Here is a 24,684-nt window from a genome sequence, read left to right on the forward strand (position 1 = left end):
ATGAAAGCGGCAGAACTTCTATCATCGATTGATACCATCGATCCGTATAAACGTTATGGCAGAGTGAAAAAAGTGGTTGGTCTTATGATAGAGTCGCAAGGTCCTGAAAGCTCCATCGGTGATGTATGCAATATATATATAGGAACAAAGAAGAAACGAGTCATTAAAGCAGAGGTTGTAGGCTTTAAGGAAGACGGGATTATCCTGATGCCATATACGACTGTGAATGATATTTCGCCAGGCTGCCTTGTAGAAGGAACATCTGATCCTCTAGAAATCAAGGCTGGTGCCGGCATGATTGGTACAGTCGTCGATGCACTAGGTATGCCGCTTGATGGATCTTCCCTTCCAAAAGGCTTAAAAAGTGTGCCGATTGACCAAGATCCGCCAAACCCGTTAAAACGTCCGCCTATATCTGAATCAATGGAAGTGGGAGTTAGACTGATTGATGGTCTTCTTACTGTCGGGACAGGACAGCGCCTTGGTATTTTCGCAGGTAGTGGTGTCGGAAAAAGTACATTGCTCGGTATGATTGCCAGAAACACGAAAGCGGATCTTAACGTCATCGCCCTCATCGGAGAGCGGGGCAGAGAGGTAAGGGAATTCATTGAAAGAGATTTAGGTCCAGAAGGTTTAAAGCGATCCATCGTTGTTGTTGCAACAAGTGATCAGCCAGCATTAATGCGGATTAAAGGAGCTTATACTGCAACAGCAATTGCCGAGTACTTCCGTGATAAAGGCTTGAATGTAATGTTGATGATGGACTCTGTAACAAGGGTTGCGATGGCACAAAGGGAAGTGGGGCTTGCAATCGGTGAGCCGCCGACAACAAAAGGATATACTCCATCTGTTTTCGCCATTTTGCCGAAGCTTTTAGAAAGAACAGGTACAAATGAGCATGGCAGCATCACGGCCTTCTACACGGTCCTAGTTGATGGGGATGACATGAATGAGCCAATAGCCGACACTGTTCGGGGGATATTGGACGGTCACTATGTATTAGACAGGGATCTGGCCAATAAGGGCCAATATCCGGCAGTTAACGTTTTGAAAAGTGTGAGCAGGGTCATGAACCATATTGTTCCTAAAGCTCATGTGCGTGCAGCAGAAAAATTAAGAGATTTACTGAGCACCTATATCAACTCTGAAGATTTAATTAATATCGGGGCATACAAAAAAGGTTCCTCCTTGGAAATCGATACAGCAATCCGCTTATATCCTGATATTTTATCGTACATCAAGCAATCGACAGATGAAAAAATCTCCCTAGAAGAAAGTGTTCAGGCATTAATATCATTATCTGGAGTAGGGGATAACCGATGAGCTATAAGTTTAAGTTTGAAAAAATCATGACAATTAAAGAAAGAGAAAAGGATGAGGCGAGCGCGGACTACAACCAAGCTGTCAAGCGCTTTGAGGAAGCGGCCGAGAAGCTGTATGAGCTCTTGAAGCGCAAGGAAGAATTGGAAGAATACCAATCGAACGAGCTTGTTAGCGGACTTTCTGTTCAGTCAATCAGGCATCATCAGCATTTTATCAACAACTTAGCTAAGATGATTGAGCATAGTCAGCAAATGGTTGTTAACGCACGGAACTCCATGAATTTTTATCAGCAGAAGTTGATTGATAAAAACCTGGAAGTGAAGAAGTTCGTCAAAATCAAAGAGAAAGATTTACTACAATTTATCCATACAGAAAAGGTACTAGAGGCAAAGCAGATGGATGACATCTCCATCCAGCAATATATGCAGCCAGGAAGGTTAGGTAGCTAATGGATAACTTAATCGATGATAAAAAGAAATCATTTAACTTTTTTCAGCGTTTTCTGCTGGTTGTTGTTATACCAATAATGTTTGCTGTTGTCGTCGGATTAATCTTAATGGTATATTCCGGTGCGGATGTTGTCACAAAAGGAAAAGAATTAATGAATCAGATTCCATTCCTAAGTTCTGAGAAAGCATCAACAGATCAGATTATTGAAGACAATAAACAGAATATCGCAGATTTAGAAAGTCAGCTTAAAGAGCAGCAAACAAATATAGAAACACTAGAATCACAGCTAAAAGTGAGTGAAGAGGAAAGCAAGGCTTTGAAAGTTGACAAAATCAAGCTCCAGAATCAGCTCGATGAACTCAAAAATACACAAGAAAAAACACAAAAAGCCTTCGATGATATTGTAAAGACATATGAAACAATGTCAGCAAAAAATTCGGCGGCCATTATCTCAGAAATGTCTGAGAATGAGGGATTGAAAATATTGGCATCCCTTAAACCTGCTAAACTTGCGTCGATATTAGAGAAAATGGAACCTTCTGTAGCGAGCAAATATACAGAACTGTTAGCAGCAACTGATTCTGCAGGTGAAACTGCCACAGATAATAGCAGCACTTAAAACAGTATTAAATCCATTTATAGAAATGTTCTGAAAGGAGGTGACAAGATGCTGCTTAATAGTGTGGGGATAAATGCAACAGGAAATACATCAAGTCAGCTTTCCTTTAAGGCGGCAGATAAAAATAAATTTACATCAATGATCAGCGGGATGTTAAAAGGGAAAGCTCCGCAAGAAACAGCAGCGCCAGAGCAAGAGAAAAGCGGGAGTTTACAAGGCTTAACAGATATTTTAACAGAAGAACCGGTAGATCAAGAGCAACTCGCAGAAAGCTTAACTGCGATTCAGCAGCTTCTTGCTGCTAATGGAGAAGAAGGAAAGGATGTATCCGATTCTTTAGAAACAGCTTACGATCTAGTGATCAACCAATTGATGGATTTGTTGAAAGGGCTGGACATTGCAAACATTTCAAACGGCATGTTTACAAATACTGACCTTCCAGAAATGATCAACCAATTAAAGGCAATTCAGCAGGTTGCTGGCCAAAATCCTGATCTTTCCTTGAACAATCAGGTTGCAGATATGATTCAAAGCTTAGCTAAACTGTTCACAAGCTTAATGCAAGCAGCAGGTGGTCAATCACCAACAGCTTCCCAAGCAGCAGAAGCTGCAGCTATTTTGCAGAAAGAGGCCACTGATGACATGTCTGGGACTCCAAGCAGCAAAGCAGGCACAGAAAAAGATGGGCAAACTGCAGTAAAAACTTTGATAGATGCTATTATTCAAAAAGTCGAAACATTAGCTAAAAAGCAAGATAATGCTCCAGCATTGCCTAATAAGGTGCTGAACCCATTGCTTGTTGGAACACTAAAGAAGGCAGAAGCAACAACAGCTGCGGCAGTGACACAAGAGTCAGCTGCTGAACCAAAAGAAACAGACACATCAAGCAAAACAGAATGGAAGATGCCAGCAATTGCAGGACAGCTTCAAAATACAGCTTCTTTCGGAAAGCCAGGAGCATTAACGTTAATTCAAGGCTCAGGCAGCCCGGTTACTGGAAACGAACTCGAAGAGCAGCTTGAAAATATTTTAAAGAGCAGTTCGTTTACGAAAGTCGGCAACAGTCAAAAGCTGATATTAAGACTAGCCCCTGAAAATCTTGGGTCATTAAGAATTGAGATACTGCAAAATGATGGGAATATAGTTGCGAAGATAATGACAACCACAGCACAAGCAAAAGAAGCATTAGATGCTCATATGAACAGCTTAAAGCATGGGCTGAGCTCACAAAATCTTAATGTTGACAAGATTGAAGTTTCCTTTGTTCAACAAGCACAGGACAAAGAAACAAAGGATCAGCAAAGCCAGCAGGAAAACAAACAGCAGCAGCCTGCAGACAAAGAAGGGAATAAAGCAACAGACAAGGAGCAAGAGGAAACAAGCTTCATGGATGAACTTCTGCAAGCAGGATTGTAAGGAAAGGGGATTTACTAATTGGCAACTAAAATCGATGATTCTTCCCTTTATTTATCAAACTATCAGAATCAAACAAGTAATACGGGTAGCACAAGTCTGGGCAAAGATGACTTTTTAAAGATTCTTATTACGCAATTGCAAAACCAGGACCCGACAAACCCGATGGAAGATAAAGATTTTATCGCTCAAATGGCTACATTTTCAAGCTTAGAGCAAATGACAAATATGAACACAACAATGAGTAATTTCATCTCCTTGCAAACACAATCGAACTTGATTTCCTACGGACAGTTTGTCGGCAAGGAAGTTTCATGGACGAAAGTGGAAACAGGTGAAAATGGTGAACAATCCATTACATCTGGAAATGGCAAGGTTGCATCTATTGCTTATAAAGGAACAGATGTTGAATTTACGCTTGAGGATGGCACTGTTGTCAACCCTGGAAACATTTCGACTGTACACAGTGAATCTGCTGACAATAATTTAGTAACAGCAAGCCAGCTAATCGGCAAAACAGTTTCCTACATGAATGCAGACAACGAAGAAATTAGCAGTGTCGTTAAGTCAGTATCATTAAAAAATGGCCAAATCCAGCTTATATTGGATGATGACAAACAAAGCCAGATAACTGCAGGACAAATTACGAAAATTGAATAGGAAGTGATTAGATGGATAGACCTATTTATCCTTCTTTAAAATCACAGGCCGTAATCAATAGTGGCATAAAGACAATTAAATCAAACAGCAGCAATGCTTCTTTTTCATCACATTTACAAACATCAATGCTCTCACTCGATAAACTGTCAATCAGCAAGCATGCATCACAACGTCTCGAACAGCGAGGAATCGTGATAGATGAGGAACAGTGGAAGCAGATTGAACAGAAAGTGAAACAAGCAAAAAAAATGGGAGTCAAGGAATCACTCGTTTTGCTTAATGATGCAGCATTAATCGTCAGCGCAAAAAATAATACAGTGATTACGGCAATGAATCGTAAAGAAGCAACTGAGCAAATATTTACAAATATAAATGGCACAATAATTATGAATGAATAAAAAAAAAATCATTAGGGAGTCAGGCTGGACTGTAATGGAGGCCTAGCTGTGGATAGATAGAAGCAGCTTTTTACTAGAAAGGGGAAAATTAAATGTTACGTTCACTATATTCAGGAATCAGCGGTATGAAAAACTTCCAAACTAAGCTTGATGTTATTGGAAACAATATTTCTAACGTTAATACTTATGGCTTTAAAAAAGGGAGAACAACTTTCAGTGATCTTATCAGCCAAACATCTGCAGGTGCAACAGCTCCAACAGCAACTGCAGGCGGTATCAATTCTAAGCAAGTTGGTCTAGGTTCTCAAGTTGCTTCCATTGACACTATTCATACACAAGGAAGTATGCAAACAACTGGGAGAACGCTTGATTTAGCGATTTCCGGTGATGGATATTTCGTGGTACAAGATGCTGCAGGCTCTAACTTCTATACAAGATCCGGTAACTTCTACTTTGATGCAGACAGAAACATTGTAACATCAAGCGGATTGAAATTAGCTGGAGCAGGCACGATTCCTGAATCAGCACAATCCTTCAGTATCGGAACAGACGGTAGCATCTCATATGTGGATGAAAATGGTGAAACACAAGATGCAGGTCAAATTCAGCTTGCGAAGTTCTCTAACCCAGAAGGCTTGGATAAAGCTGGTGGCAACACTTACCAAGTATCCGGTAACTCTGGTGAAGCTACATTGACTTTTGCAAATGAAAATGGAGCTGGAACAATTAACAGCGGTTATTTAGAAATGTCCAACGTTGATTTATCTGAAGAATTTACAGATATGATTGTTGCCCAAAGAGGGTTCCAATCTAATACAAAAATCATCACTACTTCTGATGAAATCCTGCAAGAATTAGTTAACTTAAAACGATAATAAAAGGAGGAGCAGGAGAGGCAGATAAGTAGAAATCCCCCTCTCCTGTAAATAACAGTGATAAATGTTACTCGATTAAACGGAAAGACTTTCAAGCTTAATGCATTATTTATAGAAACAATAGAATCCTTCCCAGATACAACCATTACATTGGCGAATGGGAGAAAGTATGTTGTGAAAGAAAAAGAAGAAGAAGTTGTTAAGTTAATGAGAGCTTTTTATCAATCTGTTAACCTTTTTGGATTACCGAACTTGGGAGAGAGAGACGATGAAGAACAATAAAGTCCTTGTTATTATGTTAGTTTTAATACTGACAATTGCTCTTGTTGGAGCAGGAGCATTTGTGTATATTTGGAAATTTTCAGGAGAGAAAGAGGAGAAAGAACCTACGATTGATGAAGTAGTGGAAGCTTCTATTGATATTCCTGAATTAACAACCAATTTAGCAACCGATAACTTCATCCGCATATCCTTTAAAGTGCAAACAGATAGTAAAAAAGCGGCAGAAGAACTAGAAAAACGAATTTTCCAAGTTCAGAATATTATCATTCAAGAGCTTTCTGAAAAAACACCGAAAGATATGCAAGGTAAAGAAGGTCAAGTTAAGTTGGAAAATGATTTGAAAGAAAAGATTAATGAGTTAATGCAAGAAGGTAAAGTAGTGCAAGTATATATAACAAATTCTCTTCTCCAATAATAATGGGATGAATGATGAGATTTGAGGTGAAGGTTTTTGTCAGGAGATATTTTATCCCAAAATGAAATTGATGCATTATTGTCTGCGTTGTCATCAGGTGAGATGGACGCAGACGAATTAAAGAAAGAACAGCAAGAGAAAAAGGTTAAGGCTTATGATTTTAGAAGAGCTCTCCGTTTTTCTAAAGATCAAATCAGAAGTTTGACTAGAATCCACGAAAACTTCGCAAGACTTTTGACGACATATTTTTCTGCTCAGCTCAGAACATTAGTGCAGATTTCGGTTACTTCAGCAGATCAGATTCCTTATGAAGAATTTATCCGGTCTATACCGAAAATGACGATTCTGAATGTGTTTGAAGTCACACCGCTTGATGGAAGAATCTTGATGGAAGTGAACCCGAATATTGCTTATGCAATGATGGACCGCATGATGGGCGGTAAAGGAACAAGCGTCAATAAAGTAGAAAACTTGACGGAGATTGAGTCGAAGATTATGTCGAATACATTCGAGCAGGCCTTCGATTACTTAAGAGAAGCATTAGAGGATATTGTGGAAATTGAACCGACGCTGTCAGAGTTTGAAGTGAACCCGCAGTTTTTGCAAATGGTTTCTCCAAACGAAACAGTTGTCGTTATATCTCTAAATACAACAATCGGTGATACAAGCGGAATGATAAATATCTGTATCCCGCATGTTGTGTTAGAGCCAATAATACCGAAGCTGTCTGGACACTATTGGATGCAGACAGAAAAGAAAGCACCTGTGCCTGAAGTGGCTCAAGCGTTGCAAAATAACATTCAAAAATCGATTGTTCCTGTCGTTGCTGAACTTGGAACATCGGATATTTCTATCCAAGACTTCCTGATGCTTGATATAGGGGATGTTATTGAGATGAATCAAACGATAGATCAACCCTTGATTATTAAAGTTGGAGACATACCTAAATTTATCGGACAGCCTGGAAAAGTGAATAAGAAGGTTGCTGTACAAGTATTAGGGACTTTAGAAAGGGGGAAAGAAGATGGTGAGTAAAGATATGCTTTCACAAGATGAAATTGATGCTCTATTAAGAGGGGATAATCCTGAACCGCAGGAAGAATTAGCAGTGGAGGATTACTTAAATTCAATCCAAGAAGATGCACTAGGTGAAATTGGAAATATTTCATTTGGAAGCTCTGCAACAGCACTTTCTACGCTTTTAAATCAAAAGGTGGACATCACAACGCCTAATGTGACGGTTGTCCTGAAGAAAGACTTAGCAGAGGAATTCCCACATCCATATGTGGCAATCAGTGTGAATTATACAGAAGGTTTCTCTGGCATGAACCTGTTGGTTATCAAGCAATCAGATGCTGCTGTCATTGCGGATTTGATGCTTGGAGGTGACGGCACTAATCCGCCGGAAATGCTTGATGAAATCCAATTAAGCGCAGTTCAAGAAGCAATGAACCAAATGATGGGTTCAGCTGCTACATCTATGTCGACAATTTTTAGTAAAAAGGTGGATATTTCGCCGCCTGCTATCGACATCTTAAATTTGTCAGATGGAGAAGGAGCAGAAACAATTCCAGATCATGATATATTCGTCAAAATCTCTTTCCGTTTAAAAATCGGAGACTTGATTGATTCGAATATTATGCAGCTATTGCAGCTTGATTTTGCAAAAAGCCTTGTAGATAGTCTATTGAACCCGTCTGCAGAGCCTGCTGAACCGCCAGTTCCGGCCCAAGAAGCACCACGGCCAGAGCCTGCTTTAGCGCCGCCAGTTCAACCTAGCTATGCAGAACAGAATTCGGCACCGGCACCAAGCTATGCGCCGCCGCAGCCACAAAGACAGCAGAGCACACCGCAGCACTTTGGGTCAAGCTATAGCGGAGCTCAGCCAAATGTACAGCCAGCAGTTTTCTCTAATTTCGAAACCTTCACACCAAATGAGAGTGAAGCAAGGAATTTGAACATGCTGTTAGATATTCCTTTAAAGGTTACAGTCGAGCTAGGCAGAACAAAGCGTTCTGTTAAGGAAATCCTCGAGCTGAGCTCTGGGTCTATTATTGAACTGGACAAGCTTGCAGGTGAACCAGTTGACATTCTTGTCAATAACAGGCTTATTGCGCAAGGTGAGGTTGTAGTTATTGACGAAAACTTTGGTGTTCGTGTAACAGACATTGTAAGTCAATCAGACCGCTTAAACAATTTAAAATAATCTAATTTATATTTATGGGGGTAGAGAGTTATGGCACAGAAAATACTAATTGTAGATGACGCAGCATTTATGAGAATGATGATTAAAGATATCTTATCTAAAAATGGATATGAGGTAGTTGGAGAGGCTGCAGACGGTGCACAAGCTGTCGAGAAATATAAAGAAACACAGCCAGATTTAGTGACAATGGATATCACAATGCCAGAGATGGATGGTATCACTGCATTGAAAGAAATCAAAAAAATCAATCCAAATGCGAAAGTCATTATGTGTTCAGCAATGGGTCAGCAAGCGATGGTAATTGATGCTATCCAAGCTGGAGCGAAAGACTTCATCGTTAAACCTTTCCAAGCGGATCGTGTTCTTGAAGCAATCGGCAAAACATTAGGATAATTTAGAAACAAATACTAGAGGGTGTCATACTTGAATACAAAACAGTTATTTATTAAATGTTCACTACTCTTAATTGTTCTGCTAGGCTTTAATCATCAAGCCTATGCAGAACAACTTGATAATAGTGTCTATGATGCAATTGAAAAAAATCAGAACCAAACAGAAGAAAACAATAAAAGTAATGAACAAACGGATAACGGCGGGACAGAAGCAACGACAGAAACTAATGATACTGCGGTAACAGAAGCTGGCGATGTGGGGCTTACATTTTGGGATTTTGTTAGAATGATTTTTGCCACTCTTTTTGTTATTGCACTGCTTTATGTTGTGCTCCGCTTTATTAACAAACGTAATCATGTGTTTAAAAGCACACAAATTATTGAGAATCTGGGCGGTACGACATTAGGTGCCAATCGATCTATACAAATTGTGAAAGTCGGCAAACGCTTGCTCGTAGTTGGAGTCGGCGAAAGCATCCAGCTTATAAAGGAAATAGACGATGAAGAGGAATATAAAAGCCTCATCAAAGACTATAACCAAAAGATGGACCAGCTTATACAGCCAAGCGATATTGTGACAAAGGTTATGAATGGCATAAAGAATTATCCTAACCAGAAACAGCAGCAACAATCTTTCGCCAGTCATTTAAAGAAGCAGTTGCAAGAGGTATCGAACGGCCGCAAAGAAATAATGAATGAATTGAAAAAGAGAGGTTCAGAAAAAGATGAATGAGTTTATGCAGCTTTTTAATGACAGTGCACCAGAAAATGTTTCCACTTCTGTGCAATTGTTATTGCTATTGACTGTCCTTTCTTTAGCTCCAAGCATCCTAATATTGATGACTAGCTTTACGAGAATCGTCATTGTTCTTTCCTTTGTCAGAACGGCGCTTGCAACACAACAAATGCCGCCAAACCAAGTTATCATCGGCTTATCCTTGTTTATGACGTTCTTCATAATGGCACCTACATTCCAAGAGGTAAACAAAACAGCCTTAACACCATTATTTAATGAGGAGATTAGTCTCGAACAAGCATATGAGAATGCAGCAGTCCCCTTTAAGGAATATATGAGTAAGCATACAAGACAGAAGGATTTAGCTTTATTTCTCAACTATTCGAAAGCGGAAACACCAGAATCTATCCAAGATATACCACTGACAACATTAGTTCCGGCTTATGCAATCAGCGAATTGAAAACAGCCTTTCAAATTGGCTTTATGATATTCATTCCATTTTTGGTTATCGACATGGTCGTTGCCAGTATCTTAATGTCTATGGGTATGATGATGCTGCCGCCTGTTATGATTTCACTGCCGTTTAAAATATTGTTGTTTGTAATGGTAGACGGCTGGTATTTGGTAGTTGAATCTTTATTAGAAAGCTTTTAAGAAGGGTGATGCATCATGTCACAAGAAATGGTTATATCAATTGCGGAAAAAGGGGTCCTTACGGTTTTAGTCGTTAGTGGGCCATTGCTTATTATAGCCCTTGCCGTAGGGTTGTTAATCAGTATATTTCAGGCTACAACCCAAATCCAAGAACAGACGCTTGCATTCGTGCCAAAAATTGTTGCTGTCCTTTTAGGGATTATCTTTTTTGGAGCTTGGATGTTAAGCCATCTTTTATCCTACACAAGTGACATCTTTTCAAACCTGACAAGGTTTATAGGGTGAAGCTATGGAGGATTTTTTAGCAAAGTTCCCGGCTTTTTTGCTGATTGTTGTAAGGGTGACATCCTTCTTCCTTATGCTCCCTCTCTTTTCTTATCGGACGATACCGACAAGTCATAAAGTAGGTTTTTCATTTTTTCTTTCATTAATGATGTTTTTTGGAATGGAAACCCCAACATTAGAAGTGGACGGGGCATATTATCTCCTTATTATTAAAGAAGCGATGGTCGGACTGTTTATCGGTTTTCTAGCATATATGCTATTTTCAGCTGTCCAAGTTGCCGGGGGATTAATTGACTTTCAGATGGGATTTGCCATCGCCAATGTTGTTGATCCGCAAACCGGTACACAAAGTCCGCTGACAGGGCAGTATTTAAATATTATTGCTCTCTTTTTTTTATTGGCAATTAATGGTCATCATTTGCTTTTGGATGGTGTATTTTACAGCTATCAATTCATTCCACTTGACCAGGCATGGGTCAACTTCGGTGATGAAAACATCATGCAATATGCCGGAAAAACACTCGCATTAATGTTTGCCATTGCATTCCAAATGTCCATCCCAGTTGTGGGCGCGATCTTTTTAGTCGACGTTGCTCTTGGGATAGTCGCAAGGACTGTTCCCCAATTAAATATTTTTGTTGTAGGTGTGCCGGTGAAAATTGTGGTTGGTCTTATTATGCTGATCATTGTAATGGGTGCTATCATGGCATCTGTTTCCAATCTGTTTTCGACGATATTGACGACAATGCGGGATATGATGAATTTGATGGGAGGTTAGTAGCATGCTGTTAAGATTGGATTTGCAGTTTTTCTCTGGTGAAAAAACAGAAAAGGCCACACCGAAAAAAAGGCAGGATACCCGTAAAAAGGGTCAGGTTGCCAAAAGCCAAGATATAAATACTGCTCTCGTGCTGCTGGCTGTCTTTGCTGTCCTTAACTTTGTAGGCGGGTCGATGATGAAAGGGATAGTTTCCCTTCTGAATTTTTCCTTCCAGGATCTTATGCTCATGGATTTGACAGAACATAATATTAAAAGTGTCTTTATTGAGATACTAATACAAACGGCTGTAATTTTAAGCCCAATCATGGCAGCTGCATTAGTTGCTGGTGTGATTGCCAACTACTTGCAAGTTGGCGTGCTTTTCACGACAGAACCGATTAAGTTTAAGCTCGAAAAAATAAACCCGTTATCAGGCTTAAAAAGAATGTTCTCGATAAGATCCATTGTCGAACTGCTTAAATCTATCTTGAAAATTACTGTTATCGGCATTGTTACATTTGCTATTCTTTGGAACAAGCTGGAGGAAATTCTTCTCCTTTCCCAAAAGTCAATCGGGGCTACCTTAATTACCTTGGCAAAATTAACGGTTCAAATGGGGTTATACGGTTCTGGAGCACTGTTATTTTTAGCTCTTTTTGATTATTTATATCAAAAATATGATTATGAAAAAAACATCCGGATGTCAAAGCAGGACATCAAGGATGAATATAAAAACATCGAAGGGGACCCACTAATCAAATCAAAGATTAAACAGAGGCAAAGAGAGATGGCAATGCGCCGAATGATGCAGGATGTGCCGAATGCCGATGTGGTTATTACAAATCCGACTCATTATGCAATCTGTTTAAAATACGATGAAGATAAATACGATGCCCCGTATGTTGTTGCTAAAGGTGTTGATTTTCTGGCTCAGAAAATTAAGCTGATTGCAAAGGAACATGAGGTTATCACAGTGGAAAACAGGCCTCTAGCACGAGCACTGTACAGCCAAGTAGATGTTGGGGAAACAGTCCCTGAAGAGTTTTTTAAAACAGTTGCGGAAATACTTGCATATGTCTACCGCACAAAAAAACAGCATTCTTAGTCAGACCTTTAAATATAGATGTTTGGTTGTTAGTTAGGAGCGAAAATATATGTCTGGTAGAGATTTAACCGTCGTATTCAGCGTAATACTAATCATAGCGATGCTCATTATTCCATTCCCTACATGGTTGCTAAGCATCTTGATTTTGCTGAATATTTCTTTAGCACTATTAATTTTATTATTGACGATGAACATGAACGAAGCGCTGGAGTTTTCCATCTTTCCATCGCTCTTGCTTTTAATGACACTGTTTCGGCTTGGGCTGAACGTATCGACAACAAGATCTATCCTTTCCACTGGGGAAGCTGGGGGAGTTGTTCATACGTTTGGAACCTTCGTGGTCGGCGGAAACTTGGTTGTTGGACTTGTCGTCTTTGCCATCTTGGTTATTATTCAATTTATTGTTATCACAAAAGGGTCGGAGCGTGTATCAGAAGTTGCTGCCCGTTTTACTCTTGATGCGATGCCAGGTAAACAAATGGCAATCGATGCCGATTTAAACGCCGGTCTTATTTCCGAGTCAGAAGCAAGAACACGCAGGGAAAAAGTCAGCAGAGAGGCTGATTTCTACGGTTCGATGGATGGTGCGAGCAAATTTGTTAAAGGTGATGCCATTGCCGGTATCATCATCGTCTTCATCAACTTAATTTTTGGGATTGTCATCGGGATGACACAGCTGGATATGCCAATAGCTGATGCAGCGCAAAACTTCTCGCTCATGTCTATCGGGGATGGGATCGTCAGCCAAATACCAGCCTTATTAATTTCAACTGCAACAGGGATTGTCGTAACAAGAGCAGCTTCTGACGGCAACTTAGGTTCTGATTTAACAAAGCAGCTACTATCTTATCCGAAAATGCTGTATGTAGCAGGCGGAACTATTTTTGTCCTTGGCTTGATTACACCTATTAATGACCTACTCACAATTCCTATTGCTGGATTGCTCGCTTTTGGAGGATACGCATTATCAAAAGCACCGAAACAGGATCTCGAGGAAATGCTGGAAATCGAAGAGGAAGTCCAGACAAACGAACTGAAAAGTCCAGAAAGTGTTGTCAGCTTATTGAATGTAGATCCGATTGAATTCGAATTCGGCTATGGGTTAATTCCGTTAGCTGATGCCAATCAAGGGGGCGACCTTCTTGACCGGGTTGTAATGATTAGAAGACAGTTGGCAATTGAGCTTGGTCTTGTTATTCCTGTTGTGCGCATTAGGGATAATATTCAGCTCCAGCCGAATGAATACCGTCTGAAAATCAAAGGCAATGAAATGGCAAGGGGAGAGCTGCTGCTTGATCATTACTTAGCAATGAGTCCAGGAATGGATGATGACTCTATTGATGGTATTGATACAGTTGAGCCGTCATTCGGTCTGCCAGCCAAATGGATAACCGAAACGGTTAAGGAACAGGCAGAGATTTTCGGCTATACGGTAGTTGATCCGCCATCTGTTGTTTCCACGCATATTACAGAAGTTATTAAAGCAAATGCTCATGAGCTGTTAGGACGTCAAGAAACAAAGCAGCTTGTTGATCATGTGAAGGAATCTTATCCAATCCTTGTAGAAGAAGTTACACCAAATCCATTATCAATTGGTGATATTCAAAAAGTTTTGGCTAAACTATTAAAAGAAAATGTTTCAATCCGCAACTTGCCCGTTATTTTTGAAACATTGGCTGATTACGGGAAAATCTCTAGTGATACTGAATTGCTGGCTGAATATGTAAGACAGGCTTTAGCCCGTCAGATTACTAATCAGTATTCAAGCAATGTGGATACACTGAAGGTAATTACTCTTTCAGGCAAAGTAGAGAAGCTGATAGCAGACAATATTCAGCAGACAGAGCACGGAAATTATTTAGCGTTGGATCCAAGTATATCTCAAGCTATTTTAGAAGCTGTTGCCTCACAAGTAGAGCAGCAATCTATTATGGAACAAGTGCCGATTATTTTGTGTTCACCTGCTGTGCGTATGTATGTGCGTCAGCTGACAGAAAGATATTTCCCGCAGGTTCCAATATTGTCTTATAACGAATTAGAAGCAAATGTGGAAGTTCAAAGTGTTGGGGTGGTGACGGTAGAATGAAAATAAAAAAATATGTTGCAGCAAGCATGCCTGAAGCGATGAAGCGAATTCGGGCAGAATTAGGTAATGACGCGGTGATATTGCATTCGAAAATCATTCACACCGGCGGTTTTTTAGGAATGTTTAAAAAAAGAAATATAGAAGTACTTGCTGCAATAGACCCTGAATTGGCAGAAGCAAAGGCACCAGTTGAAAAACCGATGCCAACACCGAAGCTGATTTCAAAAGTCGAGCGTAGTCCAATAGAGGAGCCTAAAGTGAAGGCTCCTGTTCTTGCAGATGATAACATCTTAAGACAGCTTGCCCAAATGAATGAAAATATTCAAAGAATGGCAGAAAGCGGTAATGCACTACAGATGGAGCTGCCGCAACAGCTAAAGTCAGTAATTGATCGCTTAAAGAAACAAGACCTAGATAGTGATCTTCAATCAAGTTTGACAGCAAAGCTGTTGGAAAAATGGTATTTAGCTGGAGCAAACAGCAGTGATGAAGAGGTGCGTAGCTGGGCACAAGAATTCCTTTATGAAGAGATGAATCAATACACATTTGGCGGATTAACGCTTACGAAAAAATTTGTGAATGTCATCGGTCCTACTGGTGTTGGAAAAACTACTACATTAGCCAAAATGGCAGCGGAATTTATGATGAAACATAACAAAAAAATCGGGTTCATCACAACAGATACATATAGAATCGCTGCAATAGACCAACTGAAAACATATGCCAATATACTCAATGTCCCAATTGAAGTTTGTTACAACTTAGAAGATTTTGAAAAAGCGGCCCAAAGCCTGTCAGACTGTGATGTCATATTAGTGGATACAGCTGGTAGAAATTTCCGCAACCAACAATATGTTCAAGATTTGAAAGAAGTGGTCGATTATAATAGAGACATGGAAACATTGCTTGTTTTGTCACTAACCGCAAAACAGTCAGATATGGAAGAAATTTATCAGCAATTTTCCTCGATTCATATCGATCAGTTTATTTTTACGAAAATGGATGAAACATCAACATATGGAGCCATGATAAACCTCGTGGTTAAATACAAAAAGGGTGTGGCATATTTGACTACAGGACAAAACGTTCCAGATGATATTATGCCGGCAAATCCCCGCGAAATTGCAAAAAGGATAATTGAGGTCGATTAATATGACAGATCAGGCGGCAATGCTCAGAAAAAGATTCGAACAGTTTCATAGCGATAAGAAGCAAAAGACATTAGCCGTTGTCAGCGGAAAGGGCGGAGTAGGGAAATCTAATTTTTCCTTAAATTTTTCCTTATCGCTTAAAAGAAAGGGCTATTCTGTCTTATTGATAGACATGGATATTGGAATGGGAAATGTGGACATTTTAATGGGTTCACAGCCAAGATATACGATTGTCGATTTTTTTAAGAATCACGCCTCCTTTTCTGATATCATCCATAGCGGTGCAGGAGGAATTGATTTTATTGCAGGAGGTTCAGGCTTAACTGATTTTCTTGACATGGAAGAAAGGCAGCTTGAAAGATTTTTTCAGGAATTCGAAAGTCTTATGCGTCAATACGATTATATTCTGTTTGATATGGGAGCAGGAATAAGCACAGACAGCCTTAAGTTCATTCTATCTGTTGATGACGTTATTGTTATAACGACACCTGAGCCTACATCTATTACAGATGCGTATGCTGCAATGAAATTTATTCACTTGCAGAAGGATGATATTCCCTTTTATATAGTTGTAAACAGAACAATTAGCACACTTGATGGAAAAGAAACATACCAAAAGCTTAAAAATGTCATGGGCCGATTTTTAGATAGAGATATTATCAATCTTGGGCCGATTCCTGATGATCAGAATGTGGCAAGAGCGGTAAGGAAACAAGTTCCATTCATTATTTTTAATGAAAACTCACAAGCCTCTAAAGCTTTGTCAGAAATAGCCGATAGATATTGTAAACAACAGTTTGCAGATCCTCAAGATAACAAAAGGCCGTTTATGGCGAAATTAAAGAGGCTGCTGTTTGAAAGGTAGTGGAGTTGCCGTGGGAAAAATTAATATCTTGATTGTTGACGATTCGGCGTTTATGCGTAAGCTTATTTCCGATTTTCTCACAGAAGACTCACGCATGTCGGTCGTAGGCACTGCCAGAAATGGTCAAGATGCATTAAAGAAAATAAAGGAACTTAAACCAGACGTGGTCACGATGGATGTCGAAATGCCAATTATGGATGGCATCAGTGCATTAGAACAGATCATGAAGGAAAATCCAGTCCCTGTCATCATGCTTTCGAGCACGACAAAGGTAGGAGCAGAGAATACGATTCAGGCGATGCAAATCGGAGCAATCGATTTTATAGCAAAGCCTTCTGGAGCGATATCTCTTGATTTATATAAGGTTAAAGAAGAATTAATTGAGAAGGTAATTTCAGCAAGCAAAGTGAAGCTCTCTAAGTTGCTTCCACCGAAAGTGCAGGAAAAAAGTTCTATTATCAATCGTCCTACTTATAGTAGAATAGAACCAAAAGAAGTAATGCCAGTCAAACCAATTAAACCGACAGATCCGAGCTGGAATGCTGCAGCAAATAAACTTGTTGTTTTAGGAACGTCAACAGGCGGGCCAAGAGCACTGCAGCATGTTATTACAAAACTTCCTGCAAATATAAATGCGCCAATCTTGATTGTTCAGCATATGCCGGCAGGTTTTACCCAGTCACTTGCCAATCGCTTAAATTCTCTTTCAGAGATAACAGTCAAGGAAGCGGAACATGGAGAGACTATTCATAAAGGCGTCGCGTATATTGCACCTGGTGGATATCACTTAAAAGTGAAATCCTCAGGGAATAGCCTTGTCGTTCATCTAGACCAATCGGCACCTGTAAATGGTCATAGACCGAGTGTTGATGTCATGTTTGAATCGGCAAGTGAACTCGAAACCTATCATAAGCTAGCTGTTATTATGACTGGTATGGGCTCTGACGGCACGAACGGGCTGATCAAGCTTGTCAATAAAGGAAAAGTTAAGTCGATTGCAGAATCAAAGGAAACTTCCATCGTATTTGGAATGCCAAAGGCAGCCATTGCGACAAACTATGTAAATGAAATTCAAAATGTAGAAAATATCGCACAAACAATAATGAAATATGTATAAACGCCAAGGGGTGTAAACTATATGGAGATGAGTCAGTATTTAGAAGTATTTATTGAAGAAAGCAAGGAGCATTTGCAAACATGTAATGAGCAATTGCTGGAATTAGAAAAAAATCCAGAAAACCTACAAATTGTAAATGAAATATTCCGTTCTGCCCATACATTAAAAGGGATGTCGGCAACAATGGGATATGAAGACCTTGCAAGCCTTACCCACCAGATGGAAAACGTGCTTGATGCAATTAGAAACGAGAAAATTTCAGTTTCTCCAGAAGTTCTCGATGTTATCTTCCTTGCTGTTGATGACTTAGAGGCAATGGTGGAATCAATCGCGAGCGGTGGCGACGGAAAAAGAAACGTAGAAGAAGTTGTAAAGAAGCTCGCAGCAATAGAAAACGGCGAAGCATTTGTTGAGACAGGTGCTGAGGAAGCAGCTGCCGCTGTTGTGGAAGAAAAAGCATTAACGCAAAACAGCTATGACGAATTTGAGATAACAGTTATGCAGCAATCGAAGGAACAAGGCTTCAACGCTTACGAGATTGAAGTGTCACTAAGTGCAAGCTGCTTGTTGAAAGCAGCTAGGGTGTTCATGATATTTGAAGCATTAGAATCATTAGGTGAAGTGATTAAATCTAATCCTCCTGTTGAAGAGCTGGAAGAAGAAAAGTTTGAGAACTCTTTCATGGTTACAATTGTTTCAAAAGAAGAGCCTAGCCAAATTGAAGCGAAAATTATGAAGGTTTCTGAAGTTGAAAAAGTAGTAGTTAAAGAATTTGCTGCATCTGAAGTAACAGTTGCAGAAGAAGTTACAGAAACTGCTCCAGCAGTTCAGGAAACAGCGGTTGCAGCGGTAACACCAAGTGCAGCTCCGAAAAAAGAAGAGGAAAAACCTGCTGCTGTAGCGAAGCAATCAAGCAAAACAATCAGAGTTAACATCGAGCGTCTCGATATTTTGATGAATTTGTTTGAGGAGCTTGTGATTGACAGAGGAAGGCTTGACCAGATTTCGCAAGATCTGCAAGTTCAAGAGCTGCATGAGACAGTGGAAAGAATGTCCCGCATTACCGGCGACCTTCAAAATATTATCTTAAACATGCGAATGGTACCGGTTGAGACTGTATTTAACCGTTTCCCTCGTATGGTTAGACAGCTGGCAAGAGATTTGAACAAAAAAATCAATCTAGAAATCATCGGTGCTGATACAGAATTAGACAGAACGGTTATCGATGAAATCGGGGACCCGCTTGTTCACCTTATCCGAAATGCACTTGACCATGGTGTTGAGTCACCGGAAGTTCGAAGAGCGAACAATAAAAACGAAGAAGGTACAGTAGTCCTAAGAGCCTATCACAGTGGAAACCATGTATTCATTGAGCTTGAAGATGACGGTGCCGGCATCAATAAAGAAAAAGTCCTGCAAAAAGCATTAAGCAAAGGCATTATCACGCAAGAAACGGCTAATAGCTTAACAGATTCACAGATTGCAGAACTTATTTTAGCATCTGGCTTCTCTACAGCAGATAAAATTTCAGATATCTCTGGCCGCGGTGTTGGCCTTGATGTAGTAAAAAGCACGATTGAATCATTAGGCGGAACAATCACAATTGAATCACAAGAAGGAAAAGGCTCCTTATTCTCTATCCAGCTGCCATTGACACTTTCCATCATTTCCGTGATGCTTGTGGAAATTCAGCAGGAAAAATATGCGATTCCTTTATCATCTATTATTGAAACAGCAATCGTCAATAAGAACGATGTGATGCAAGCACATAATCAAACAGTAATTGATTTCCGCGGCAAAGTAGTTCCGCTTCTATTCTTGAAGGATATCTTTGAAGTTCCTGTTACGAAGGAAGAAGAGGAGTTCTATTCTGTTGTTATTGTGAGAAAAGGTGAAAAGCTGGCAGGATTTGTTGTTGACTCCTTCATTGGACAGCAAGAAGTCGTCTTAAAATCACTAGGTAATTATTTGACAAATGCATTTGCTATTTCAGGTGCAACTATTCTAGGAGATGGGCAAGTAGCCTTGATCGTTGACTGCAACGCCCTGATTAAATAACGTCAGAATTCATGCAAAGATAGATTGATAGAGAGGAAGAAATGAAATGGTAGAATCGGTTTCAACAGAAGTAAAACTGATTATTTTCGAATTGAAGGGAAAAGAGTATGCGATTCCTGTTAACGATGTAAGATCGATTGAAAAAATCATGCATATTACGAGAATCCCAAATATTGCTCCATTCGTAAAAGGAGTTATAAACTTACGTGGAGTTGTTACACCAATCATTGATCTGCGCAGGCGTTTTGATTTAGAAGAAATCGAGCATACAGATCAAACAAGAATTATCATCATAGCGATTGAGGACATGGAAGTTGGATTGATTGTAGATGCTGCCAATGATGTGGTTGATGTTAATTCAGACGATTACGAGCCAGCTCCAGAGGTTGTAGGAGGCAAGGAAGTTGATTATATCAGCGGCGTCGTGAAAGTGGACAAACGCTTGCTTATCCTTGTTAACCTTGAAAGAGTGTTCGATCGAGAAGAACTAAAAAAATATGCTAGAAGTGAAGTTTAATGAGCTTTACAGACAAGATTAATTCGCTTCATCTCGACATTTTGCGGGAGATAGGGAATATTGGGGCAGGAAATGCTGCCACCGCTCTGTCAAAGCTTCTTAATAAAAAGATTGATATGAAGGTTCCGAATGTAGAAATCGTTTCATTTGATGAAATGATGGATATGGCAGGCGGATCAGATAATATAGCAGCAGGAGTGTTCCTTAGAATTGAAGGGGATGCTCCTGGCAGCATGTTTTTCATGTTGCCGCTTGAACAAGCGACGAATTTCATCAGAGATATGATCGGTGATGAGACAGTCCAATTAGCTGAACCTCCATATGAAGAATTAGCATTATCTGCTTTGCAGGAGCTAGGCAATATTCTGTCAGGCTCTTATTTATCTGCACTTTCTGACTTTACAAATCTATCTTTATATCCATCAGTACCAGCACTTGCTATTGATATGGTCGGCGCAATTGTCAGCTACGGGCTGATTGAACTTTCGCAAGTGAGCGATTATGCTATCGTCATCAACACTGCCCTCAATGAAGATGAAAAATCAATTTCTGAAACAGTCAAAGGTCATTTTTTCTTACTTCCAGACCCAGACTCTTTTCATACCTTGTTTGAATCATTGGGAGTGAAGCTTGGATGATGATCGATCAGGCTGTTGTTATAAAGGTCGGTATTGCGGATATGAACACAGTAAAAGCACCGGATGTCATTCGTACTTCCGGGCTTGGCTCCTGTGTCGGCATTGTTTTGTATGATGAGAGAAGATCGATTGCAGGTTTGGCACATATAATGCTTCCTGACTCCTCTCTAAGCAAGAGCGGCCCAGTTAATATTGCTAAATTTGCTGATACTGCGATTCCTGAGCTTGTAAACAGACTAGGGGAACTGGGGGCTAGCAAGTTTTCCTTAAAGGCGAAAATCGCCGGCGGAGCGCAAATGTTCCAGTTTAGCGGAACAAGTGATATTATGAGAATCGGTCCGCGCAATGTAGAGGCAGTTAAAAAGGAACTGAATGCACTCAATATTAAAATTTACGGAGAGGACGTAGGCGGCAACAGCGGAAGAACGATAGAATTTAATCCTGCTACCTATGAGCTTGCGATTCGTACTGTAAATAAGGGAACACATATTATTTAAGGATTTATCAGAAATATCCAAAGAATAGGAAAGTCTGTCACTTAAAAGAGTGCAGGCTTTTTTGTTTACCATAAACTATTATATTAATGGTTCAAAAGAACTATATAAAACGAAAAATTCAATCCTTTTTTTTACATAAGGTAATTTTACAACAAAAATAGGTTAAATGTACTATTCCGCAGAAATTTCGACAATGTTAAAGTTTAATAGGTGGAAAGCTGTTTAATCACTTGAAGAAACGGGTTTTCAGCGCCAGTTTAAAAAACTGTTTTAATAAAAATGTAGGATAAGCGGCTTATCAAATTAGAGTAGTACAATTATCTTATTGAGTAGTAAAGTACTATTCTGTTTTAAATAATAAAATGATTTGCATAAAAGTCTGCTCGGGTCAGGAAGTACCTGAAAGAAAAAGCCTTTCTTACACTTTAGCCGTAGTAGCTTTTGTTTAAAAGAAGGTTTTTAGTATGGGAATGGCTCAGAGCGTTCAAAATAAAGAAATAATACCAAATGGAATGGAAATGCTGTTTTGAGGAGGATGTTTATGGCAAGCGAGACGACGTTAGAGGAGAAAAATGCATGGGAGATGTGGATAACCACTAGAGATACAGATGCGTGCAACACATTGATAAAAAAATATATGCCCCTTGTTAGCTTTCATGTGCAGCGCATTTCTGTAGGTCTTCCTAAGAGCGTCTCAAGAGAAGAGCTGAACAGTTTAGGAATGATCGGCCTATATGATGCACTGGAAAGATTTGATCCTAAACGCGATCTGAAGTTTGACACATACGCGTCTTTTCGCATTAGAGGAAGCATTATTGATGGTTTAAGGAAAGAAGACTGGCTTTCTCGAGGCACGCGGGAAAAGACAAAAAAAATCGAGGCAGCAATTGAAAAGCTCGAGCAGAAAATGATGCGAAATGTGACAGTTCAGGAAATTGCCAATGAGCTCGATTTGTCGACAGAAGAAGTGTACTCGACGATGAATGAACATTTCTTTGCCAATGTCCTCTCCATTGATGAGCAGCTTAATGAATCGGATGAAAAAGAAGGCCCGACATTCGCCATCAGGGATGATAAAACAGAAATACCGGAAGAAAAAGTAATGAAGGATGAATTAATTAAGGAAATGGCATCCATGATTGAGACATTAAACGATAAAGAACAGCTTGTTTTAAGCTTGTTTTATAAAGAAGAGCTTACATTAACAGAAATTGGACAAGTCATGAATTTATCTACTTCCCGTATTTCACAAATCCACTCGAAAGCAATCTTTAAATTAAGACATTCATTAGAGAAGGTCATTTAAAGGGAGTGGGAAAGGGAAATGAGCTTAAAGGCGATTGAAATGCAGGTAGCCTTACCCCGCACATATGATGCTGGGAAAATCCAGGAGCAGCAGGACCAACGAGGGCAATTGATGAATAATCATGCCCTGCAAGCTACCTTGCAAGAAGAATTGAAAAAAAGGACAAGTGTTGTTAAAGGGGAAGAAAAGGGGAATGTCTCCAATAACAACCAACAAGACAGGGAGAGCGCAGATTTGCCGAAAGGGAAGAAGAAACGCACCCAGGAGGAGCTGTCCCTTCCTGATCACCCGTATAAAGGGAATATGATAGACTATAGTGGATAGATTGAGGGAATAAAATGGTTAATTTTCTGCTTGTTTTTAGTATTGCGTTAAATATATTGGCGCTGTTATGCATTGCGCTGTTGTTTATTAGACAAAACAGACTGGCTGCATTTGAAAGCCGACAAGAAAAAGCTTTGGAAGAAATGGAAGAAATCGTTTCGACATTTATTGCGGAAATAAAAGAAGAGAACGAATTGTTCCTGCAAAGAATTCATGAGCTTGATGAACAGCCGAAAAAAAGCCTGGAAGAAGCTGTCGAAGAAAAAGAGGACAAGAATGAGGAGCCTGCTTCATTAACAGTGCCAAAGGTGAATCCTTATGCAGCAGCAGTCAAATCCTATCAAACTTATGACAGTAACATAAAGCCAGATGATGTGGAAGAACTATTGGATCTTATTTTACCGCAAAGCGAAGTTCTTGCTGAAGATGACTCAATAGTAGAAGAAATAGAGCAAGAACCAAAGGAAATGTCCCTGCTTGAACAAGTTATAGAGCTTGAGAAGCAAGGCGAAACGATTGAACAGATTGCCAAAAAATTAAACAAAGGTAAGACAGAAATAGAGCTTTTACTGAAATTTAGACAAAATAATCAGGAATAGCTTGATTGTCTATCATACATATGCTATATTAAAAAACGGTGTTAATACACACGCTTTTGGATTTAATCATTGGTGCTGTTTATACAGTTTTGATTAAAAATGATAAAGGCGGAGGAAAACAAAACCATTAGGAGGAACAAACATGTCAGTAATCTCAATGAAACAATTGCTTGAAGCTGGTGTACACTTCGGTCACCAGACTCGCCGTTGGAACCCAAAAATGAAAAAATACATTTTCACGGAGCGTAACGGCATCTACATCATCGACCTTCAAAAGACAGTTAGAAAGGTTGAAGAAGCTTACAACTATGTGAAAGAACTTGCTGGTAACGGCGGAACTGTTCTTTTCGTAGGAACTAAAAAACAAGCTCAAGATTCAGTTAAAGAAGAAGCTATCCGTTCTGGTCAATACTATGTAAACCAACGCTGGTTAGGTGGAACTTTAACTAACTTTGAAACAATCCAAAAACGTATTGCTCGTTTGAAAGAAATCGAAAGAATGTCTGAAGACGGTACTTTCGAAGTACTTCCTAAAAAAGAAGTAGTTCAATTGAACAAAGAGCTTGAGCGCTTGGAAAAATTCTTGGGCGGAATCAAAGAAATGAAAAAAATGCCAGATGCATTATTCATTGTTGATCCACGCAAAGAGCGCATTGCAGTTGCAGAAGCGCATAAATTGAATATTCCAATCGTTGGAATTGTTGATACAAACTGTGATCCAGACGAAATTGATGTTGTTATCCCAGCGAACGACGACGCAATCCGTGCTGTGAAACTATTAACTGCAAAAATGGCAGATGCTATTCTAGAAGCTAAACAAGGCGAAGAAGTAACAACTGCTTAAGTCAAATAACTGTGTCTGCTAGAAAAACGAACAGCGCATAGAGATCACAATGTGGTCTTTATCAACCTAGTAGTCTTTTGCTAGACACACTAGTTTAGGGACTTGTGA

The 24,684-nt window shown here is 39.6% G+C and carries 29 protein-coding genes; all 29 read left to right on the forward strand.

The window, feature by feature from the left end:
* The 29 genes from fliI to rpsB all read left to right on the forward strand — a co-directional run bounded on the left by fliI (position 1) and on the right by rpsB (position 24,576).
* Complete coding sequence (fliI, locus tag ACLIJJ_RS08780; protein ID WP_233314784.1) at positions 1–1,323, forward strand: flagellar protein export ATPase FliI; 1,323 nt, start codon at positions 1–3, stop codon at positions 1,321–1,323.
* Entirely contained in the window at positions 1,320–1,772 is a 453-nt protein-coding gene (gene fliJ / locus ACLIJJ_RS08785; protein ID WP_233314399.1) for a flagellar export protein FliJ, read from the forward strand. The genes fliI and fliJ overlap by 4 nt, the downstream gene beginning before the upstream one ends.
* Positions 1,772–2,392, forward strand: coding sequence for a MotE family protein (locus tag ACLIJJ_RS08790; protein ID WP_233314398.1), 621 nt, complete (start codon positions 1,772–1,774; stop codon positions 2,390–2,392). The genes fliJ and ACLIJJ_RS08790 overlap by 1 nt, the downstream gene beginning before the upstream one ends.
* 48 nt (positions 2,393–2,440) lie before the next feature.
* The gene (locus tag ACLIJJ_RS08795) at positions 2,441–3,808 is read left to right on the forward strand and encodes a flagellar hook-length control protein FliK (RefSeq protein ID WP_411410760.1); all 1,368 of its coding nucleotides are present in this window, start codon (positions 2,441–2,443) and stop codon (positions 3,806–3,808) included.
* 18 nt (positions 3,809–3,826) lie between these two features.
* Positions 3,827–4,465 carry a flagellar hook assembly protein FlgD gene (gene flgD, locus ACLIJJ_RS08800; protein WP_233314396.1) on the forward strand — a complete coding sequence of 213 codons (639 nt, stop codon included), beginning with the start codon at positions 3,827–3,829 and terminating at the stop codon, positions 4,463–4,465.
* 11 nt (positions 4,466–4,476) lie between these two features.
* Positions 4,477–4,863: a TIGR02530 family flagellar biosynthesis protein gene (locus ACLIJJ_RS08805; protein WP_233314395.1), complete on the forward strand. Its 387-nt coding sequence runs from the start codon at positions 4,477–4,479 to the stop codon at positions 4,861–4,863.
* A gap of 92 nt (positions 4,864–4,955) precedes the next feature.
* Positions 4,956–5,738: a flagellar basal body rod protein FlgG gene (flgG, locus tag ACLIJJ_RS08810; RefSeq protein ID WP_237941184.1), complete on the forward strand. Its 783-nt coding sequence runs from the start codon at positions 4,956–4,958 to the stop codon at positions 5,736–5,738.
* A gap of 57 nt (positions 5,739–5,795) precedes the next feature.
* Positions 5,796–6,020: a flagellar FlbD family protein gene (locus tag ACLIJJ_RS08815; RefSeq protein ID WP_237941185.1), complete on the forward strand. Its 225-nt coding sequence runs from the start codon at positions 5,796–5,798 to the stop codon at positions 6,018–6,020.
* Positions 6,007–6,435: a flagellar basal body-associated protein FliL gene (gene fliL, locus ACLIJJ_RS08820; RefSeq protein ID WP_233314392.1), complete on the forward strand. Its 429-nt coding sequence runs from the start codon at positions 6,007–6,009 to the stop codon at positions 6,433–6,435. Before ACLIJJ_RS08815 ends, fliL begins: the two co-directional genes overlap by 14 nt.
* Positions 6,436–6,471: 36 nt before the next feature.
* Positions 6,472–7,470 (forward strand): flagellar motor switch protein FliM, encoded by a 999-nt coding sequence (fliM, locus tag ACLIJJ_RS08825; RefSeq protein ID WP_233314391.1) that lies wholly within the window; start codon positions 6,472–6,474, stop codon positions 7,468–7,470.
* Positions 7,460–8,641, forward strand: coding sequence for a flagellar motor switch phosphatase FliY (fliY, locus tag ACLIJJ_RS08830; RefSeq protein ID WP_233314390.1), 1,182 nt, complete (start codon positions 7,460–7,462; stop codon positions 8,639–8,641). Before fliM ends, fliY begins: the two co-directional genes overlap by 11 nt.
* Before the next feature lie 30 nt (positions 8,642–8,671).
* Complete coding sequence (gene cheY / locus ACLIJJ_RS08835) at positions 8,672–9,034, forward strand: chemotaxis protein CheY (protein ID WP_233314389.1); 363 nt, start codon at positions 8,672–8,674, stop codon at positions 9,032–9,034.
* A 30-nt stretch (positions 9,035–9,064) separates the two neighbouring features.
* A complete protein-coding gene (locus ACLIJJ_RS08840) occupies positions 9,065–9,766 on the forward strand; it encodes a flagellar biosynthetic protein FliO (protein ID WP_237941187.1) in 702 nt (233 codons plus the stop codon).
* Positions 9,759–10,424 carry a flagellar type III secretion system pore protein FliP gene (gene fliP, locus ACLIJJ_RS08845; RefSeq protein ID WP_233314387.1) on the forward strand — a complete coding sequence of 222 codons (666 nt, stop codon included), beginning with the start codon at positions 9,759–9,761 and terminating at the stop codon, positions 10,422–10,424. The genes ACLIJJ_RS08840 and fliP overlap by 8 nt, the downstream gene beginning before the upstream one ends.
* Positions 10,425–10,439: 15 nt before the next feature.
* Positions 10,440–10,709 carry a flagellar biosynthesis protein FliQ gene (fliQ, locus tag ACLIJJ_RS08850; protein ID WP_233314386.1) on the forward strand — a complete coding sequence of 90 codons (270 nt, stop codon included), beginning with the start codon at positions 10,440–10,442 and terminating at the stop codon, positions 10,707–10,709.
* Between the two features lie 4 nt (positions 10,710–10,713).
* Positions 10,714–11,487 (forward strand): flagellar biosynthetic protein FliR, encoded by a 774-nt coding sequence (fliR, locus tag ACLIJJ_RS08855; RefSeq protein ID WP_233314385.1) that lies wholly within the window; start codon positions 10,714–10,716, stop codon positions 11,485–11,487.
* Positions 11,488–11,491: 4 nt separating this feature from the next.
* Positions 11,492–12,574: a flagellar biosynthesis protein FlhB gene (gene flhB, locus ACLIJJ_RS08860; protein WP_233314384.1), complete on the forward strand. Its 1,083-nt coding sequence runs from the start codon at positions 11,492–11,494 to the stop codon at positions 12,572–12,574.
* Between the two features lie 49 nt (positions 12,575–12,623).
* Positions 12,624–14,660, forward strand: a complete 2,037-nt coding sequence (flhA, locus tag ACLIJJ_RS08865; RefSeq protein WP_237941188.1) for a flagellar biosynthesis protein FlhA — start codon at positions 12,624–12,626, stop codon at positions 14,658–14,660.
* Positions 14,657–15,811 carry a flagellar biosynthesis GTPase FlhF gene (flhF, locus tag ACLIJJ_RS08870; protein ID WP_237941189.1) on the forward strand — a complete coding sequence of 385 codons (1,155 nt, stop codon included), beginning with the start codon at positions 14,657–14,659 and terminating at the stop codon, positions 15,809–15,811. Before flhA ends, flhF begins: the two co-directional genes overlap by 4 nt.
* Before the next feature lies 1 nt (position 15,812).
* Positions 15,813–16,676, forward strand: a complete 864-nt coding sequence (locus ACLIJJ_RS08875) for a MinD/ParA family protein (RefSeq protein ID WP_233314381.1) — start codon at positions 15,813–15,815, stop codon at positions 16,674–16,676.
* Between the two features lie 10 nt (positions 16,677–16,686).
* The gene (locus ACLIJJ_RS08880; protein ID WP_411410815.1) at positions 16,687–17,793 is read left to right on the forward strand and encodes a protein-glutamate methylesterase/protein-glutamine glutaminase; all 1,107 of its coding nucleotides are present in this window, start codon (positions 16,687–16,689) and stop codon (positions 17,791–17,793) included.
* Positions 17,794–17,814: 21 nt separating this feature from the next.
* Positions 17,815–19,851 carry a chemotaxis protein CheA gene (locus tag ACLIJJ_RS08885; RefSeq protein WP_233314380.1) on the forward strand — a complete coding sequence of 679 codons (2,037 nt, stop codon included), beginning with the start codon at positions 17,815–17,817 and terminating at the stop codon, positions 19,849–19,851.
* A gap of 46 nt (positions 19,852–19,897) precedes the next feature.
* Positions 19,898–20,368 (forward strand): chemotaxis protein CheW, encoded by a 471-nt coding sequence (locus ACLIJJ_RS08890; protein WP_233314379.1) that lies wholly within the window; start codon positions 19,898–19,900, stop codon positions 20,366–20,368.
* The gene (locus tag ACLIJJ_RS08895) at positions 20,368–21,006 is read left to right on the forward strand and encodes a chemotaxis protein CheC (RefSeq protein ID WP_233314378.1); all 639 of its coding nucleotides are present in this window, start codon (positions 20,368–20,370) and stop codon (positions 21,004–21,006) included. The genes ACLIJJ_RS08890 and ACLIJJ_RS08895 overlap by 1 nt, the downstream gene beginning before the upstream one ends.
* Positions 21,006–21,503: a chemotaxis protein CheD gene (locus ACLIJJ_RS08900; protein WP_282581430.1), complete on the forward strand. Its 498-nt coding sequence runs from the start codon at positions 21,006–21,008 to the stop codon at positions 21,501–21,503. The genes ACLIJJ_RS08895 and ACLIJJ_RS08900 overlap by 1 nt, the downstream gene beginning before the upstream one ends.
* A gap of 541 nt (positions 21,504–22,044) precedes the next feature.
* Positions 22,045–22,809: a FliA/WhiG family RNA polymerase sigma factor gene (locus tag ACLIJJ_RS08905; RefSeq protein WP_267913299.1), complete on the forward strand. Its 765-nt coding sequence runs from the start codon at positions 22,045–22,047 to the stop codon at positions 22,807–22,809.
* An 18-nt stretch (positions 22,810–22,827) separates the two neighbouring features.
* Positions 22,828–23,133 carry a hypothetical protein gene (locus ACLIJJ_RS08910; RefSeq protein WP_233314376.1) on the forward strand — a complete coding sequence of 102 codons (306 nt, stop codon included), beginning with the start codon at positions 22,828–22,830 and terminating at the stop codon, positions 23,131–23,133.
* Between the two features lie 14 nt (positions 23,134–23,147).
* Entirely contained in the window at positions 23,148–23,732 is a 585-nt protein-coding gene (locus tag ACLIJJ_RS08915; RefSeq protein ID WP_233314375.1) for a hypothetical protein, read from the forward strand.
* 142 nt (positions 23,733–23,874) lie between these two features.
* Complete coding sequence (rpsB, locus tag ACLIJJ_RS08920; RefSeq protein ID WP_233314374.1) at positions 23,875–24,576, forward strand: 30S ribosomal protein S2; 702 nt, start codon at positions 23,875–23,877, stop codon at positions 24,574–24,576.
* The last annotated feature ends 108 nt before the right edge of the window (positions 24,577–24,684 follow it).

Source organism: Niallia laureatilytica, from assembly GCF_046613985.1.
Taxonomy (GTDB): Bacteria; Bacillota; Bacilli; order Bacillales; family Cytobacillaceae; genus Niallia.